The 17,870-nt window shown below is 71.1% G+C and carries 10 protein-coding genes; 5 read left to right on the forward strand and 5 right to left on the reverse strand.

Annotated elements, in window-relative coordinates; all coding sequences use genetic code 11:
• Nucleotides 1-47 precede the first annotated feature (47 nt).
• Nucleotides 48-2,168, reverse strand: a complete 2,121-nt coding sequence (locus ACTOQ1_RS20130) for an amylo-alpha-1,6-glucosidase (protein WP_440069195.1) — start codon at nucleotides 2,166-2,168, stop codon at nucleotides 48-50.
• Between the two features lie 359 nt (nucleotides 2,169-2,527).
• Between ACTOQ1_RS20130 and ACTOQ1_RS20135 the strand changes: the two genes are divergently transcribed.
• On the forward strand, nucleotides 2,528-4,396 hold the full coding sequence (locus tag ACTOQ1_RS20135) for an FAD-dependent oxidoreductase (RefSeq protein WP_440069350.1): 1,869 nt from the start codon (nucleotides 2,528-2,530) through the stop codon (nucleotides 4,394-4,396).
• 396 nt (nucleotides 4,397-4,792) lie between these two features.
• Here ACTOQ1_RS20135 and glgP read toward each other — a convergent pair whose 3' ends face one another.
• A complete protein-coding gene (glgP, locus tag ACTOQ1_RS20140; protein ID WP_440069197.1) occupies nucleotides 4,793-7,375 on the reverse strand; it encodes an alpha-glucan family phosphorylase in 2,583 nt (860 codons plus the stop codon).
• A 352-nt stretch (nucleotides 7,376-7,727) separates the two neighbouring features.
• On the opposite strand from glgP, the gene ACTOQ1_RS20145 reads away from it, so the two are divergent.
• The 3 genes from ACTOQ1_RS20145 to ACTOQ1_RS20155 are packed head-to-tail and all read left to right on the forward strand — an operon-like array spanning nucleotide 7,728 to nucleotide 12,927.
• Nucleotides 7,728-9,860: an alpha-1,4-glucan--maltose-1-phosphate maltosyltransferase gene (locus tag ACTOQ1_RS20145; RefSeq protein ID WP_440069199.1), complete on the forward strand. Its 2,133-nt coding sequence runs from the start codon at nucleotides 7,728-7,730 to the stop codon at nucleotides 9,858-9,860.
• 45 nt (nucleotides 9,861-9,905) lie between these two features.
• Complete coding sequence (treS, locus tag ACTOQ1_RS20150) at nucleotides 9,906-11,609, forward strand: maltose alpha-D-glucosyltransferase (protein WP_440069201.1); 1,704 nt, start codon at nucleotides 9,906-9,908, stop codon at nucleotides 11,607-11,609.
• 4 nt (nucleotides 11,610-11,613) lie between these two features.
• Complete coding sequence (locus ACTOQ1_RS20155) at nucleotides 11,614-12,927, forward strand: maltokinase N-terminal cap-like domain-containing protein (protein ID WP_440069202.1); 1,314 nt, start codon at nucleotides 11,614-11,616, stop codon at nucleotides 12,925-12,927.
• 60 nt (nucleotides 12,928-12,987) lie between these two features.
• Here the strand turns inward: ACTOQ1_RS20155 and ACTOQ1_RS20160 are convergent, their stop codons facing one another.
• The 3 genes from ACTOQ1_RS20160 to ACTOQ1_RS20170 all read right to left on the reverse strand — a co-directional run bounded on the left by ACTOQ1_RS20160 (nucleotide 12,988) and on the right by ACTOQ1_RS20170 (nucleotide 16,412).
• Nucleotides 12,988-14,352, reverse strand: a complete 1,365-nt coding sequence (locus tag ACTOQ1_RS20160; protein WP_440069203.1) for an MFS transporter — start codon at nucleotides 14,350-14,352, stop codon at nucleotides 12,988-12,990.
• A complete protein-coding gene (locus tag ACTOQ1_RS20165) occupies nucleotides 14,349-14,879 on the reverse strand; it encodes a MarR family winged helix-turn-helix transcriptional regulator (protein WP_440069205.1) in 531 nt (176 codons plus the stop codon). The genes ACTOQ1_RS20160 and ACTOQ1_RS20165 overlap by 4 nt, the downstream gene beginning before the upstream one ends.
• 156 nt (nucleotides 14,880-15,035) lie before the next feature.
• Nucleotides 15,036-16,412, reverse strand: coding sequence for an FAD-binding protein (locus tag ACTOQ1_RS20170; protein WP_440069207.1), 1,377 nt, complete (start codon nucleotides 16,410-16,412; stop codon nucleotides 15,036-15,038).
• 280 nt (nucleotides 16,413-16,692) lie between these two features.
• On the opposite strand from ACTOQ1_RS20170, the gene ACTOQ1_RS20175 reads away from it, so the two are divergent.
• Nucleotides 16,693-17,811, forward strand: a complete 1,119-nt coding sequence (locus ACTOQ1_RS20175) for a helix-turn-helix transcriptional regulator (RefSeq protein WP_440069209.1) — start codon at nucleotides 16,693-16,695, stop codon at nucleotides 17,809-17,811.
• Nucleotides 17,812-17,870: the final 59 nt, after the last annotated feature.

Consider the following 17,870-nt stretch of genomic DNA (forward strand, 5'->3'; position numbering starts at 1 on the left):
GCGGAATCGGAAAAAGGCGCGGCCCGGGAAGGACGCGAGAGAAACGATCAGTGGACCTGCCGCAGGGCGGCGGTGAGCGGGCTGCGCGGCTCGTTGATCAGGGTGATCCCCTCGGGCAGCCCGGCCACGGCGGCACCGTCCGGGCCGACCTCGATCGTGACCCGGGAGCCCGCGAGCGGCAGTCCCTGGATCCGCAGGCCCTTCAGGCCGACGGGATCCAGCCACACCCGCCCGTACGGGATCCACGGCTCGAAGCGCAGCAGGCTCCTGATCAGCTGGATGGGGCTCGCCGCGGCCCACGCCTGCGGGGAGCAGGAGGTGGGGTACGGAACCGGCCAGGTGAACTCGGCCCGGTCGAACCCGCAGAACAGCTCGGGCAGCCGCCAGCCGAAGACCTCGGCCGCGTCCAGCAGGCCGAAGGCGATCCGCTGGGCCTCGCCCGTGAAGCCGTAGCGCATCAGCCCGGCCGCGATCAGGGCGTTGTCGTGCGGCCAGACCGAGCCGTTGTGGTAGCTCATCGGGTTGTAGGCGCCCATGGTGGTGGCGAGGGTCCGCACCCCGTACCCGGTGAACATCTCCGGCGAGAGCAGCCGCTCGGCGACCTGGGGTGCCCGGTCCTCGTCGAGGATGCCGGTCCACAGGCAGTGGCCCATGTTGGAGGCGAGGCTGTCGATGGCGCGCCCCGCGCCGTCGAGGCCGATGGCGTAGTAGCCCCGGTCCGGCAGCCAGAAGCGCTCGTTGAAGGCGTCCCTGACGCGTTCCGCGCGGGCCGTCCACTGCCCCTCCAGGGCGTTGTCGCCCACCTCGTGGGCGAAGTGGGCGCGGGCGATGTAGGCGGCGTAGACGTAGCCCTGGACCTCGGCCAGGGCGATGGGAGGGGCGGCGATGGTGCCGTCGGCGAAGTTGACGCCGTCGAAGGAGTCCTTCCACCCCTGGTTGATCAGCCCGTGGTCGGTCTTGCGCCGGTAGGACAGGAACGGGTCGGAGGATTTGCGGATCCAGTCGAGGGCCGCGTCGACGTGCGGCATGAGCTCCTCGACGGCGTCCTCGTACATGCCCCACCTGCGCAGCTCGCCCATGACCATCACGAACAGCGGGGTCGAGTCCACCGAGCCGTAGTAGGCCCGGCCCGCGTGCGGCGAGGCGCCGGTCTGCGTGCCGAACCGGAGCTCGTGCAGGATCTTGCCCGGCTCCTCCTCGGTCAGCGGGTCGTCGGCGGTGCCCTGCAACCCGGCCAGGCGCCTCAGGGTGCCCAGGGCCAGGCACTGGTCCATCGAGAGCGCCATCCACGAGGTCAGCAGCGAGTCGCGGCCGAACAGGGTCATGAACCACGGCGCGCCCGCGGCGATCGTCGGCGCCTCGTCCGGCTTGCCGGGCTCGAAGAGCCGCAGCGCGCCGAGATCCGCCTTGGAACGCTCCAGGACCTTGGTCAGGACGCGGTCGGAGGTGACGATGATCGGGCTGAGACGCTCCCAGTCGGCGCGCCGCCTGGCGGGCTCCGCGTGCTCCAGCGGACGGTGGGTGGAGAACCACGCGGGCGACTCCTCGCCCTCCAGGATCGGGTTGACCTGCAGGCTGGCGCTCCACTCACCCCGCGCGGGCACGACGACGCGGAAGATGAGCACCCCGGGCACGGCGAACGGCGACGGCTCGGCCACCACCCTGGTGCCGCGCGAGCGGCAGGTGGAGAAGATCAGCAGTCCCGTCCTGTCGGCCGTCATCTCCACGTCGGTCACGTGCCGGATCCGGCCGGCCTTCACCTCGAACAGGTCGGCCACGTCGGAGGCGACGTGGATGTCGACCACGCATCCCGCGGGCTCCCCGGACAGGTTGCGCAGGGTCAGGTCCTCGCGCAGGCCGCCCCCGACGTAGCGGTCCCTGATCACGAGCAGGCTGCCCTCGGCCCGCCCGGGGCGGGGGGCTGCCCTGCCGAGAAACATCGCGTGGTAGGGCTCGGCCGGAAGCACCCTGAGCGCCTCCACGGACAGCTCGTCCACCCTCAGCTCCCAGCGCGACAGGATCCTGGTGTCGGCGTGGTAAACACCCTGCGCCCCGCCGGGAAGGATGTCGCCGTTACGGGCGCACACGCAGAAGGAACCGCCCTCGACCAGCGTGACCGTGGTGTCGCCCAGCGCGCCCGGCTGGCCCTCGAACGTCCATGCGTTCACTGTTCTCTCCCGGATGTACGAGATGTCGGCTATATAGCCATTCCCGCCACAAACAAGAAAGAACTATGTAAAAGAAGTACATTGTCGCACTTTGCCGTATAAGAGGGATTTTGTCCGAGTCGATCCGGCGCCCGTCCCCCGAGGCCGCCCACCGGCGGAACCGCACACCCCTCCCGGACGGGCCCGCACTCCCTCCAAGGAGGGGCACGCACTCCCCATACGACAAAAGCCGCGAAAGACGGATCCTGCGTGACCGGTTGGAGTCACAACCACAAAGACCCTGGCATACCTGAACTTGAACCGATAGTAGTCATTCAATTACTTACAGTGACTACGAAAGGGAGGATGTCGTGCCAGGGATGAACCGGCGAGGGTTCGCCAGGTTGGCCGGGCTGGGCGCCGTGGGAGCGATGGGCTCGGCCGTGGAACCGGCGGTCGCGGCGGCGGTCTCGCTCACGGGCCCGGCTCCCGCGCGCACCGGGCGGGAGCCGCGCGACGCGGGGCGCTGGGAGACCTGCACCCGGGTGGCCCGGGATCTGCTGCTCGTCGGCGAGGACGGCTCGGACCTCAAGCTCGAATACCTCAAGGTGCTGATCGACAAGGGCCTGCCCAGGACCCGCTCCCCCAAGAGGATCCTCGTCGTCGGCGCCGGGATCGCCGGGCTGGTGGCCGCGACGCTGCTGAAGCGGGCCGGGCACCGGGTCACCGTCATCGAGGCCAACGGCAACCGGATCGGCGGCCGGATCAAGACCTTCCAGACCGGTTTCGCCGACCGGCGGCAGTACGCCGAGGCGGGGGCGATGCGCATCCCCGACTTCCACCCGCTCACCCTGGCCCTGATCGACAAGCTCGGCATCTCCCGGCGCCTGTTCTACAACGTCGACGTGCGGCCGGGCGACGCGGCGAGCGGCCCGACACCGCCCGTCGTCTACACCCCGCGCCGCGGCCCGGTCTGGCGCTCCGGCCCGTCCCGGGGGGAGTTCACCGCGCCGGAGCGGGCGAACCACACCCTGATCCGGGTCAACGGCATCACCCGGCGCCGCGACGAGTACGCCAGGAACCCGCGCGAGATCAACGCCTCGTTCGGGCTGCGGGACGGCAGGACCGCGGGGAGGATCCTGGACGACGCGCTCGACCCGGTCAGGGACTACTTCTCCGTCGTCCGCGGCGCGACGCGGGTCGACAAGCCGCTGCCGGAGCTGATCGAGGGCTGGGCCCGCGTCCTGTACGACTTCGACGACTACTCCATGAACCGCTTCCTGCGTGAGCACGCCCGGCTGAGCGACGCGGCGATCGACGCCATCGGCACCCTGGAGAACCTGACCTCCCGGCTGCCGCTGTCGTTCATGCACACCTTCCTGACCCGGAGCCTGGTCAATCCTTCGGCGACCTACTGGGAGATGGAGGGAGGCAGCCGGGAGCTGCCGTACCGGCTGGCGCCGGGGCTGCGCGGCGACATCCGGATGGACCGGCGGGCCGTGCGGATCCGGCACACCGCGCGGGGCGTCCGCGTCGAGACGGTCACCGAGACGGGCAGCACCGAGTCCGCCTCCAGGCCTCAGGGCAGGGGCGAGACGTTCGAGGGAGACCTCGCGATCATCACGATCCCGTTCTCCGCGCTGCGCCACGTGGAGATCACCCCGGCCCTGCCGTACCCGAAGCGGCGCGCGGTGATCGAACTGCACTACGACTCCGCGACCAAGGTGCTGCTGGAGTTCCGCAGGCGCTGGTGGGAGTTCGACGAGCGGGACTGGCGGCGCGAGCTCGGCTCCCGCTACCGCCCGGGGCCCGCGGCCCACGTGACGGGCGGCGGATCGGTCACCGACAACGCCAACAGGTTCGTCTACTTCCCCTCCCATCCGGTGCGCGGCAGCGAGGGCGGCGTCGTGCTGGCCAGCTACGCGTGGGCCGACGACGCCTCCCGCTGGGACTCCATGGACGACGCCGAGCGCTACGCTCACGCGCTGCGCGGGCTGCAGGAGGTGCACGGGGAGCGCATCTCCGAGTTCTACACCGGCCACGGCAGGACCCAGAGCTGGCTGCGCAACCGCTACGCCTTCGGCGAGGCCGCCGTCTTCACCCCGGGCCAGATGACCGAGATCCACCCCGCCATCGCCGCCCCCGTGGGGCGGCTGCACTTCGCCGGTGAGCACACCTCGCTGAAGCACTCCTGGATCGAGGGCGCCCTGGAGTCGGCGGTCCGCACCGCCCTGGAGGCCAACGCCTGACCCCTCACCCCTCGCCCCTTCGCCGCGGGGGTCTCTCCGCGTGGCCCGCGGCACCGACCTCCGCGGGCCACGCGCCACCGGGGCGCCGTACGATCGGGCGCGCTCCGGGGTCACGGCGCCGGGAACCTCTCTCGGGCGCCAGGGATCGAGTGCTCAACCCTACCCACCTCACCACGCAACGTGTCGGCACGCGGACACTTCCGGAAAGCGCCGGTGTCGTGACGCCGTCCGTGAACGTCGTCCGTGAACGTCGTGCGCGAAGACCGGGTACGAGACCCCGCACGGCCGCTCACCCCCGTTGACCCCTCGGGAACGCGAAGACCCCCGTGCCCCTCGCCGGAAACCGGGAGGAGCACGGGGGTCCCGCCGTCCGGCGCGCGCCGGACGGTCACGTGGTCAGCGCAGGGTGCCGTTGGTCATGCCGACGGGCTCCTCGGGCACCGCGACCAGGCCGAGCTCCGAGGTCGACGCCACCAGCGGGTGGTCGGGAACGACCCGGACGGTGTAGCCGAAGGGCCCGGTGCGGTCGAGGGGGATGGTCCCGGCGAAGACGGCCCTGCCGTCGTCGCCCTCGGACTCGACGGTCAGGTCGGCGTAGGAGGGGGCCGCCAGGTCGTCGTGGTCGCCGACCCGGCCGTAGGCCGCCTGGACCCGGATGTCCCCGGGCTCCAGCTCGCCGAGGGCGATGGTGGCCTTCAGCTCCACGGACGTCCCGAGCTCCGGGGTGCTGTCGCCCAGGCCCGAGGCCTCCACGTGCTCGACTCGCACGCCCGGCCAGGCCCTGCCGACCTTGAGCTTCCACGCCGCGAAGCTCCTGGCCTGCTCGTACCCCTCCCCGGAGAGGGCGCGGGCGGACCTGGCGGCCGGGGCGTAGAGGTCGACCACGTAGTCGCGGAGCATCCGCCCGGCGAGCACCTTGGGGCCGAGCGAGGTCAGGGTGTGCCTGACCATCTCCAGCCAGCGCCGGGGCAGCCCGTCGGCCCGGTCGTAGAACCGGTCGGCCACCTCGTGCTCGATCAGGTCGTACAGGGCGGCGGCCTCGAGCTCGTCGCGGCGGTCGGGGTCGGCGACGCCGTCGGCGGTGGGGATGGCCCAGCCGTTGGTGCCGTCGTACCACTCGTCCCACCAGCCGTCCCGGATGGACAGGTTGAGCCCGCCGTTGAGCGCGGCCTTCATCCCGGACGTGCCGCACGCCTCCAGCGGGCGCAGCGGGTTGTTCATCCACACGTCGCAGCCTTGGACGAGCAGCTGGCCCAGGGCCATGTCGTAGTCGGGCAGGAAGACGATGCGGTGCCGCACGTCCTCGGAGTCGGCGAACTTCACGATCTGCTGGATGAGCTTCTTGCCGCCCTCGTCGGCCGGGTGGGCCTTGCCCGCGATCACGATCTGCACCGGCCTGGCGGGGTCGAGCAGCAGCGCGCGGAGCCGGTCGGGGTCGGACAGCATCAGGGTGAGCCGCTTGTAGGAGGGCACCCGGCGGGCGAAGCCGATGGTGAGCACCTCGGGGTCGAGGGCGTCGTCGATCCAGCCGAGCTCGGCCTGCGAGGCGCCCCGGTTGATCCACGACTGGCGGAGCCGCGCACGGGCCGCGACGACCAGCTTCTCGCGCAGCCGGCCCCTGATGCCCCAGACGTCTCCGTCGGAGATCTTGCCGATGCTCTCCCAGCCCTGGGCGCGGTCGACCAGGGTGGGCAGCTCCCTGCCGGCCAGCTCCATGATCTCCCGGCCGACCCAGGTGGGGGCGTGCACGCCGTTGGTGATGAACCCGATCGGGACCTCTTCGGTGTCGAAGCCCGGCCACAGGCTCTGGAACATCTCCCGGCTCACGGCGCCGTGCAGCTCCGAGACGCCGTTGACCCGCTGGGCCAGCCGCATGCCCATCGCGGCCATGTTGAACTTGCCCGGCTCCTCCTCGGCGCCCAGCGCGAGGATGCGGTCGACGGGGACCGTGGGCCACGCGTTCTCGCCGCCGAACTGGCGGCCGATCATCTCCGCGGGGAAGCGGTCGATCCCGGCGGGCACGGGGGTGTGCGTGGTGAAGACGGTCCCGGCCCGCACCGCCTCCAGGGCCTCGTCGAAGGAGAGCCTGGCCTCGGTGAGCTCGCGGATGCGCTCCAGGCCGAGGAAGCCGGCGTGGCCCTCGTTGGTGTGGAACACCTCGGGCTCGGCGTGCCCGGTGACCCGGCAGTAGGCGCGGATGGCGCGGACGCCGCCGACGCCGAGCAGCAGCTCCTGGAGCAGCCGGTGGTCGCCGCCGCCGCCGTACAGGCGGTCGGTGACGTCGCGGGCGGCGGTGTCGTTCTCGGCCACGTCGGAGTCGAGCAGCAGCAGCGGCACCCTGCCGACCTGGAGCACCCAGACCTGGGCGTGCAGCGTGCGGTGCTCGGGAAGGCTGATCTTGATGCGTACCGGGGTGCCGTCCTCCTCCCGCAGGAGGGTGAGCGGCAGGCCGCCGGGGTCGAGGGAGGGGTAGTGCTCCAGCTGCCAGCCCTCGGGCGACAGGGACTGGGTGAAGTAGCCGTGCCGGTACAGCAGGCCGACGGCCAGGATGGGCACGCCGAGGTCGCTCGCGGCCTTGAGGTGGTCACCGGCGAGGATGCCGAGCCCGCCCGAGTACTGCGGCAGGGCGGCGGCGATGCCGTACTCGGGGGAGAAGTAGGCGATGGCCTTGGGGGCGTCGGACATGGTCTGGTACCACCGGGGGGCGGTCATGTACTCGCGAAGATCGTCGGCGGCGTCGGCCAGTCGCCTCAGGAAGCGGCGGTCGGCGGCCAGCTCGCGGAGCCGGTCGGCCTGCACGGCGCCCAGCAGGGCGACGGGGTCGTACCCGACACGCCCCCAGATGGCCGGATCGACCTCGCCGAACAGATCCAATGTCTCCGGGTGCCACGACCAGCGCAAATTGAGGACGAGCTCGCCGAGGGAGGCCAGCTCCGGCGGCAGGACGGTGCGGACGGTAAACCTGCGGATTGCTCTCACGGTGCCAGACCCTAGTTACTCAGCGCCACGAGGGCGACCCCAACACTCACGCGTCTCCCTCTCACCGCTATCAATCCACCCCAAACACATCAAAGGCAGGTGATCGACTGTTAGGGCGACTCGCGGAAGAGTAAGAGGTGCCGCACTCTATCCAGAGGGACGCATGAAGCTGGACTATTGGGGCACCGGACATACGAGCCAGAACATGCCGCCCTCGGGAACCGGCCGTCCCATCAGGGCATGCTCCCGCTTGCCCCGAGACCGGCCGCCCGGGGATGCTTGAAAAAACGAAGATCCTTCCTTGCTGACTTCCCCGGCGGTACCGGGCGTGCCGCCGCTACCTTGAGACGCGATGATCGGACGAATCCCAATCCAGGACATCCACCCCACGGTCGACTGCGGGCGCCGCCCCGCCAAGGCCGCCGCGGGTGAGACCTTCGAGATCTCCGCGACCGTGTTCCGCGAGGGACACGACGCGGTCGCGGCCGGGGCCGTGTTCACCGGCCCCGGCGGCGTGCGCGGTCCCCTGCTGCCCATGCGCGAGCTCGCCCCCGGCACCGACCGGTGGGGCGTGGAGGTGACGCTGCCCACCGAGGGTGAGTGGCGTTTCCGGGTGGAGGCGTGGAGTGATCCCATGGCCACCTGGTTGCACGACGCGGGCATCAAGATCCCGCGTGACCTGGACGCCGACCTGATGTGCGAGGAGGGCGCCCGTCTCTTCGACCGCGCGGCGAGGGCGGTGCGGGCCGCCGAGTGCGGGCCGGCGGCCGTCCCCGCCACCGGCCCGGTGGCGACCGGCAGGCCGGCGGGCGGCAGGACCCCGGCGGCGAGGACGGCCAGGAGCGCCAAGGTGACGCAGCAGCACGTCTGCGGGCACCGGGCCGCGCTCCAGGCCGTCGCGGCGAGGCTGCGCGACACCGAGATCGACCCGCGCGCCCGGTTCGCCGTGGCCCAGATGCCGGAGACGGCGGCGATGCTGCGCGCCCACCCGCTGCGCGACCTGGTGACGAGATCGGCCCCGCGCACGGTCCTGGTGCACCGCCGCAGGGCGCTGTTCGGGTCGTGGTACGAGTTCTTCCCGCGCTCCGAGGGCGCGATCATCGAGCAGGGCGTCGCCCCCAAGTCCGGGACCTTCCAGACCGCCGCCAAGCGGCTGCCGGCCGTGGCGAAGATGGGCTTCGACGTCGTCTACCTGCCGCCGATCCACCCGATCGGGCACAGCTTCCGCAAGGGCCGCAACAACACCCTGACGCCCGAGCCGTACGACCCCGGCTCACCCTGGGCGATCGGCTCCGAGGAGGGCGGCCACGACGCCATCCACCCCGACCTGGGCACGTTCGAGGACTTCGACGCCTTCGTGGCCAAGACCCGCGAGCTGGGCATGGAGGTCGCCATCGACCTCGCCCTGCAGTGCGCGCCCGACCACCCGTGGGTCAAGGAGCACCCGGAGTGGTTCAACATCCGCGCCGACGGCTCGATCGCGTACGCGGAGAACCCGCCGAAGAAGTACCAGGACATCTACCCGCTGAACTTCGACAGGGATCCCAAGGGGATCTACGAGGAGATCAGGCGGGTCGTGCGGCTCTGGATGGACCACGGCGTGCGGATCTTCCGGGTGGACAACCCGCACACCAAGCCGGTGGCCTTCTGGGAGAAGCTGCTGGCCGACGTCCACACCACCGACCCTGACGTATTGTTCCTGGCGGAGGCCTTCACCCGCCCCGCGATGATGCGGACGCTGGCCAAGGTGGGTTTCCACCAGTCGTACACGTACTACACGTGGAAGAACTCGCGCTCGGACGTCGAGGACTACCTGAGCGAGCTCTCCCACGAGACGTCGCACTACATGCGACCCAACGTGTTCGTCAATACTCCGGACATTCTCCACGAATACCTTCAACACGGGGGAGTCCCGGCATTTTATATCAGAGCAGTACTCGCAGCCACGGCGATGCCGACGTGGGGCGTGTACGCCGGATATGAACTTGCGGAGAATGTACCGGTTAGACCGGGTAGCGAAGAATACCTTGATAGCGAGAAATATCAGTACAAACCCCGCGATTGGGTAGAGGCCGAGCGAGAAGGCCGTAGCCTCGCCCCGTTCATCACACAACTCAATTTGTTCCGAAGAGCACACCCGGCACTCCAGGAACTGCGTAATCTACGGTTTCACAGCGTCAACAACCCGGATGTGATCTGCTTCTCCAAGCGGTTGCCCGGCGCCTACGACACGGCCACACGACGGCACGGCCTGGGCGACGTTGTCCTCGTCGTCGTGAACCTGGATCCGCACAACACCCACGAGGCGACGGTGTCGCTGGACATGCCCGCCCTCGGGCTCGACTGGCAAGCCGAGTTCGTCGTGGACGACGAACTGTCGGGCGAGTCGTATCGCTGGCGGCAGGACAACTACGTGCGTCTCGATCCCCACATCCACCCAGCGCACGTCTTCACTCTGCGTGCCGCGGCGGCGAACCAGCGGTGAGCCGGCCGGGTACGCCTATACCGGCAGAACAGCGGGGAGTCACTGGTGAGTCAGCTACCTGAGCCAATTCCTAACACCTTCGACGAGGAAAAGCCGCGCGACCCGTACTGGTTCAAGCGCGCTGTCTTCTACGAGGTTCTCATCCGGGGCTTCGCCGATTCCAACGGCGACGGCACCGGAGACATCCGTGGTCTCATCCAGAAACTGGACTATCTCCAGTGGCTCGGTGTCGACTGCCTCTGGCTGCTGCCGCTGTACGAGTCGCCGCTGCGCGACGGCGGGTACGACATCGCCGACTTCATGAAGATCCTTCCTGATTTCGGCGACCTCGGAGACTTCGTGAAACTGGTCGACGAGGCGCACAAGCGCGGCATGCGGGTCATCGCCGACCTGGTGATGAACCACACCAGCGACCAGCACCCGTGGTTCCAGGCCTCCCGCCACGACCCCGAGGGGCCGTTCGGCGACTTCTACGTCTGGAACGACCACGACGAGCTCTACAAGGACGCCCGGGTCATCTTCATCGACACCGAGACGTCCAACTGGTCCCACGACCCGGTCCGGGGCCAGTACTACTGGCACCGCTTCTTCTCGCACCAGCCGGACCTCAACTACGAGAACCCGGACGTGCAGGACGCGATGCTGGAGGTGCTGCGCTTCTGGCTGGACCTGGGCATCGACGGCTTCCGGATGGACGCCATCCCGTACCTCTTCGAGCAGGACGGCACCAACTGCGAGAACCTGCCCCGCACCCACGAGTACCTGAAGCGGGTCAGGGCGGAGGTCGACCGCCTCTACCCCGACCGGGTGCTGCTGGCCGAGGCCAACCAGTGGCCCGCCGACGTGGTCGAGTACTTCGGCGACCCCGCCACCGGGGGCGACGAGTGCCACATGGCGTTCCACTTCCCGCTGATGCCGCGCATCTTCATGGCGGTCAGGCGGGAGTCGCGCTACCCCATCTCCGAGATCATGGCCCAGACGCCGAAGATCCCGGAGAACTGCCAGTGGGGCATCTTCCTGCGCAACCACGACGAGCTCACGCTCGAGATGGTCACGGACGACGAGCGCGACTACATGTACTCGGAGTACGCCAAGGACCCCCGGATGCGCGCCAACGTCGGCATCCGGCGGCGGCTCGCCCCGCTGCTGGAGAACGATCGCAACCAGATTGAGCTGTTCACGGCGTTGCTGCTCTCCCTTCCTGGATCTCCCGTGCTGTACTACGGCGATGAGATCGGGATGGGGGACAACATCTGGCTGGGCGACCGCGACGGTGTCCGTACCCCCATGCAGTGGAGCCCCGACCGCAACGCGGGATTCTCCGACTGCGACCCGGGCCGCCTGTACCTCCCGGTCATCATGGACCCGATCTACGGCTACCAGGCGCTCAACGTCGAGGCGCAGCAGCGCAGCGCGGGCTCGCTGCTGCACTGGACCAAGCGGATGATCGACATCCGCAAGCGGCACCCGGTCTTCGGCCTGGGCGAGTTCACCGAGCTGAACTCGTCCAACCCGAGCGTCCTCGCCTTCGTGCGCGAGCTCGGCGACGACCGGATGCTGTGCGTCAACAACCTGTCCCGGTTCCCGCAGCCGGTGGAGCTCGACCTCCGCCGCTTCGAGGGATCGGTCCCCGTGGAGACGATGGGCGGGGTTCCTTTCCCAGCGATTGGCGAGCTTCCGTATCTTTTGACTCTTCCTGGGCATGGGTTCTACTGGTTCACCCTGCCACCCGCATCCCAGGAGGCGTAAAGCCGTGTTGACGGAGCTCCTTACCGGTTGGATCACCCAGCAACGATGGTTCGCCGGTAAGGGGCGCCCGATCGACGACCTCGTCGTCGACTCGGACGTGGAGCTGTCACCACGCCTGCGCCACCTGATCATCTCCGTTCACCAGTCGGGGGCCCGCGACCGCTACCAGCTGCTGCTCGGCAGCGAGGCGCCGGAGTGGGCCCGCTTCAAGCCGGCCCACATCGGCGGCGGCTACTACGACGCCGCCTACGACGCCGACCTCACCGGCACCCTGCTCGAGGGCATGGCCTCCGGCCGCGACCTGGGCGCGCTCCGCTTCCGCCACCTCGACGGGGTGGAGATCGACACCTCCAAACGCAGCCTGGTCCTCGGCGCCGAGCAGTCCAACACCTCTCTGGTGTACGGCGACACCTACATCTGCAAGCTGTTCCGCCGCCTGACCGCCGGGGTGAACCCCGAGCTGGAGATCGTCACCGCGCTGGCCCGCCGCGACGGCACGCACATCGCCCAGCCGTACGGCTGGATCGAGACCGACCTCGACGGCGAGACCACCACGCTGGCGATGACCCAGGAGTTCCTGTCGAACGCCAACGACGGCTGGGCCCTCGCCCTGGCCAGCGTCCGCGACCTGTACGGCTCCCTCGAGCCGTCGGCCTCGGACGCGGGCGGCGACTTCAGCTCCGAGGCCTACCGCCTCGGCGTCACCACCGCCACGGTCCACCAGGAGATGGCCGCCGCCTTCCCGACCGATGTGATCGAGTCGCAGGAGGTCAAGCGGATGGTCGAGGAGTTCCGCCGCCGCCTGGGCGTCGCGGTGGACGAGGTGCCCGCTCTCGGCGAGCACGCCCACGTCGCCGAAGAGGCGTACCAGCGGGTCTCCGACGTGGCCGGGGAGATGCCCGTCCAGCGCGTCCACGGCGACTACCACCTCGGCCAGGTGATGCGCACCACCAGCGACTGGATCATCCTCGACTTCGAGGGCGAGCCCGGCCAGCCCATCGCCGAGCGCCGCGCCCTGTCCTCCCCGCTGCGGGACGTGGCCGGGATGCTCCGCTCCTTCGACTACGCCGCCCGCCACCTGCTGGCCGACCACTCCAACGCCGACGAGCTCCGCCCCCGCGCGGTGGAGTGGGCCGAGCTCAACCGCTCCTCCTTCCTGGCGGGCTACTCCGCCGGAGGCGGCCACCTCCGCGCCGAGGACGCCGTCCTGCTGCGCGCCCTGGAACTCGACAAGGCCGCGTACGAGGTGGTGTACGAGTCCCGCAACCGGCCGACCTGGCTGCACATCCCGATGTCGGCCTTCCAGCTGGGCCGCTGACGGTCCGCGAGATCGTCCGGCGCCTCCGGCGGCCGGCCGCGTCCGGCGGCCGATCCGCGGTCAGCGCGGTTCGCTCGCGCCCTCCGTCTGTACGGGGGTCGTCGGTACGGGGGTCGTGGCCTCGGGAGGCGGCGGGCCCTCGGGCGCGGGCGGGACGCGGTAGTCGCGCAGGGGGCGGTTGACCAGGCCGACGGTGACGACGGCCAGCGCGGCTCCCAGGCCCCCCACGACGAGCGCCACGGGCGCGGACGTCAGGGAGGCGAGAAGTCCCCCGCGGAAGTTGCCGATCTCGGGGCCGGCGACGCCGATGACGTGCTCGACCGAGGAGACCCGCCCGCGGTATTGGTCGGGGGTCTCGAGCTGGACCAGCGCGCCCCGGGTGACCACGGAGACGGTGTCGGCCGCACCGGCGAGAACCAGGCAGCCGAGGGCGAGCCAGAGGGGTCCGGCCAGGCCGAAGCCGGCGAGGGCCAGGCCCCAGACCGTGGCCGCGAGGAGCTGGACGAGGCCGCCGCGACGGAGCCGGGTCACGGTCCCGGAGAGGAGGCCCGCCCCCAGCCCGCCGACCGCGATCGCGGACAGGAAGAGTCCCAGGGTCTGGGGCGCGCCCTCGAAGCGGATCTCGTTGATCAGGGGGAAGAGCGCGATGGGCATGGCCAGGAGGGTGGCGGCGAGGTCGGTGGCGAGGGAGCCCCACAGGGTGGGGCGCCGGAGGATGATCCCCCAGCCTCCCCGGGCCGGGCCGTGCTCCCGGCGCTCCCGGCGCTCCCGGCGCTCCCGGCGCCCGCCGTACCCGGACGGCCGGTCGTCGCCGGCGCGCAGCACGGCCATCGGAGGCAGCCGGACCACCGCGACCAGCGACGCGACGGCGGCGAGGGCCTGGATCGCGTACGCGGCGGGATAGTGCCACCGCGCGAGCACGAGACCGGCGAGGGCGGGCCCGAGGAGCATGGAGGCCTGGAAGGCGACGTTCTGCAGGGCGAGCCCGGCGGCGACCTGGTCGGCGGGGAGCAGCCGGACGGGGAAGGTGCGCTTCGCCGGGGCTCCGAGCGCCGCGCAGCCGGACTGGGCGGCGACCAGGACGAGCAGCAGCAGGACCGACCGGTTGCCCGCGGCGGCCTGCGCCACGAGGCCCGCGGCCAGCAGGACCTGGCCCGCGGTGGTGGCACGGACCAGGGTCCTGCGGTCGACGGCGTCGGCGAGCGATCCGCCGACCAGGCCGAGGACGAGAAGGGGTACGGCCGTCGCGAGGCCGATGGCGCCGGTCCAGAGCGGGCTGCGCGTGAGCTCCCAGACCTGCAGCAGGACGGCGACGCCGGCGATCTGCCGGCCGAGCGAGGAGAGGGAGGAGCCGATCCACAGGTCGCGGAACGGCCGGCTGCTCCGCAGGGGGCGGACGTCGATCAGCCGCTCGCGCCAGGTCACGGGTGCGGCTCCCCCGCCGAGGCGGCCGGGGGCTTTTGGGTGGCGGGAGGCTCGTCGAGGTGGGCCAGGATCCGATCCCGCATGGGCCGCCGTTCCAGGGCACGTTCCAGCTCGGCGACGACGGCGCTGAGCGCGTGCGGGATCTCGTCGTCGAGTTCGGCTACGGCGGCCTCGGTCGCGCGCCACTCGGCTTCGAGGAAGGGGACGAGCGCGCGGCCGCGGTCGGTCAGGGTGATGCGGCGCGTGCGCGCGTCGGTGCCGGACTCGGAGTCGACCAGCCCCTCGCGGCGCATCGCGGTGAGCGTCTGGCTCATCGCGGAGTGCGAGCGGCCCAGCGATTCCGCCAGCTCGCGGATCGTGAGCGGTCCGGTGTGCGCGAGGCGGATCAGCGGATAGGCGAACCGGGGACGGACCCCCCGGATGCCCCGCTCGGTGTACAGCGACTCGATCTGGGCGTCCAGGGCGGCCAGCAGGGCGTGGACCGTGTCCCACCGGCCGGGCGAGGCGGTGGGATCCAGAGATGTCATAGCGCTAATATAACAGCGCTCATACAATCTTCCCCGTTTCGGCCGGTTGACGACGACCGCGCCTCCCGGCCCCGGGACGGTCCGCGCGCCACGCGTCTCGACCGCCTCCCCGGCGGGTACGGCCGCGCGAACGGGCCCGGCCCCTCCCGGGCACGGTCAGCCGGCCGGCGTGACGGAGTGGTTGGCGTGGATCAGGTCGGTGGGGTCGTAGGCGGCCTTGATCCGCTGCAGCCTGATGTGGGTCTCGAGGCGGTCGAACCTCGGCCCGGACCGTTCGGTGAAGTTGCGGTAGGCGGTTTCCGCCTTCCAGGGGGCGAGGCCGGCACTCACCTCGTCGAGGGCGGCGTGCACGGCGGCCACCGCGTCCGCGTCCGGGGTGATCCCGGCGGAGAACACGGCGATCTCGGCGTCCATGCCGGAGACCGCGCCGCCTCCCGGCCGCCCGGGGGCCAGCGCCCCGCCGAGATGGCGCAGCTCGATGGTGAGCAGCGGGACGTCCGCCCGCGGGCCGGCGACGCGCAGCAGGGCCTCCAGGGCGGCGGGCGGGAACCCGGCCAGCTGGAGACCGTCGCCGGTGACCGGGGTCGGCTCCTGCGGGTCCATGTGCAGCGCGCCGAGCTCGGTGATCGGGGTCGGGCGGACGGTGTCCAGCTCGGGGCCGAGCGCGCGCAGCGGGGCGAGCAGGAGGTCGGCCGCGGCGGGGTCCAGCAGGCACGCGGCCTCGACGGCGACGAAGGAGCGCCCGCGCAGCGGCTCGGGGATCTGCGGTATCGGCGGGAGCCTCAGCAACCTGCCCAGCGAGGTCACCGTCTCCGGCGCCGACCGGGTCCACTCCCACCAGGCGCCCAGGACCTCGGCGGCGCGCTCGATCGGCCACAGCAGCATGCCCGCGTGGACCTGGGTGATCGGGAACAGCCGGAACTCCAGGGCGGTGACCACGCCGAAGCTGCCTCCGCCGCCGCGGATGGCCCAGAACAGGGGGGCGTCGCGCCTCGCGTCGATCGTGCGCAGCTCGCCGTCGGCGGTGACGATGTCCGCCGACAGCACGTGGTTGGCCGCCAGGCCGTGCAGGCGGGCGAACCACGACAGCCCGCCGCCGAGGGTGTACCCGACGACACCGACGTCCGGGGCCGAGCCTGCCAGCCCGGTCAGGCCGTGGGCACTCGCCGCCGCGGTGACGTCCGCCCACAGGGCGCCGGCCTCGACCCTGGCGATCTGGCGCTCGGCGTCGATCGTGACTCCTCGCATCGCCGACGTACGCAGCAGGATCGTCCTGTCGAGCGGTCCGAGGGGGGCGGCGTTGTGCCCGGTCGCCTGCGGTGCGACCCGCAGGCCGAGCCTGGCCGCCGCCTCGACGGTGGTCACGACGTCGCGCACGGAGGCCGCCCGCACGACGGCGGCGGGCCGCTGGTCGACGGCCAGCTGCCAGGCGGCCCGTGCCGCGTCCCAGCCGGGCGAGGAGGGGCGGACCAGGACGCCGTCGAGAGCGTCTCTGAGCTCGTCGAGATCCATCACGGGTGATGAGGGGGACATGGTGAAGATTCTCCGTTTCAAACAGTTTTGAGGTGATTTAGGTCACAAACCCCGCGCCGCGGACATGACGATCGGGCTCGGGGGAGGGTGAGCGGGTCGTACGGGCATACCGGCACGGCACGTCCGGGGTGAGAGCCGCTGGGGCCGAAGGAATCGCCGCCGTCCATCAGTCTGTCCAGGGCCGTGAAGCCCGCACATCCCTCAACGCGCTGGTCCGCTCGCGCCGGGGTCCCCCATTCGAGGGAGGTGCGCCGCCGCTCCCGTGTGACAGCATCGATGTATGACGACGTCCACCGAACGGCCCGGAGAGCGCCGTGAATCCGGCGCGGCAGGTCGTGGCGGTGAGCTGTTCGCCGCGGCGTCGCAGCGGTTGCGCCAGGTGATGCCCTTCGACGCGGCGGCGTGGTTCGGCACCGACCCCGCCACGATGCTGCCCATCGCGCCGCTGCGGGTCGAGAACATCGAGCCCGATCACTGCGAGGGATACTGGCGCCGGGAGTACGGCACCGAGGACGTCCTGCTGTTCCGCGACGTCGCGCGCAGCCCCGGCGGCGGCGGCACCCTGGGCCTGGTCACCGGCGGCTTCCCCGGGCGCAGCCCGCGCTACCGCGAGTTCATGCAGCCCCAGGGCTACGGCGACAACCTGCGCGCGGCGTTCCGGATCGGCGAGCGCACCTGGGGTGTGGTGGACCTGTTCCGCGACGCCGGCAGGCGGCCGTTCACCGAGCGTGACGTCAGGCAGGTCACCGCGATGGGCCCGGAACTGGCCCTCGGGCTCGCCGAGCTGGCCATCGCGGCGACCGAGGACGCACCGCCGGTCACCGCCGAGGCGCCAGGCACCGTGCTGTTCGACGAGTCCGGGCAGATCATCTCGCTGGACGCGCACGCCGAGCGATGGCTGAGCGAGCTCACCGAGCCGCGGTGGGACCGCCCGCAGACCCCGCTGCCGATGGCCACCGTGCAGTCGGTCGTGGCCCGCGCCCGGTCCGTCGCGGCCGGCCGCGACCCCGGGCCGGCGGCGGCCCGGCTGCGGGGCGGTTCGGGACGCTGGCTCGTGGTGCACGCCTCGTGCCTGCGCAGCCCCAGCGGCGTGCCCGGCCCGGTGGCGGTGGTCCTGGAACCGGCGAACTCCGCGCAGATCGCCCCGATCATCGTCGAGGCGTACTGCCTGACCCCGCGCGAGCGGCAGATCACCCAGTGCGTCGCGCGCGGGCTGTCGACCGCCGACATCGCCACGGAGCTGCACCTGTCCGCCCACACGGTGCGCCACCACCTCAAGGCGATCTTCACCAAGTTCGGCATCACCAGCCGGGGCGAACTGGTCGCCAAGCTGTTCGCCGAGCACTACGGCCCCCTGATGCACGCCCCGGACGCCGATGTGGAGCACGTCTACATTTGAGACGGTGCTCGCCGGACGTCCCCCCGAGAAGCGGGCGAAGGGTGCCGGGTCTCATCGGG

It is taken from the genome of Streptosporangium sp. OZ121, from assembly GCF_051918885.1.
GTDB lineage: Bacteria > Actinomycetota > Actinomycetes > Streptosporangiales > Streptosporangiaceae > Streptosporangium.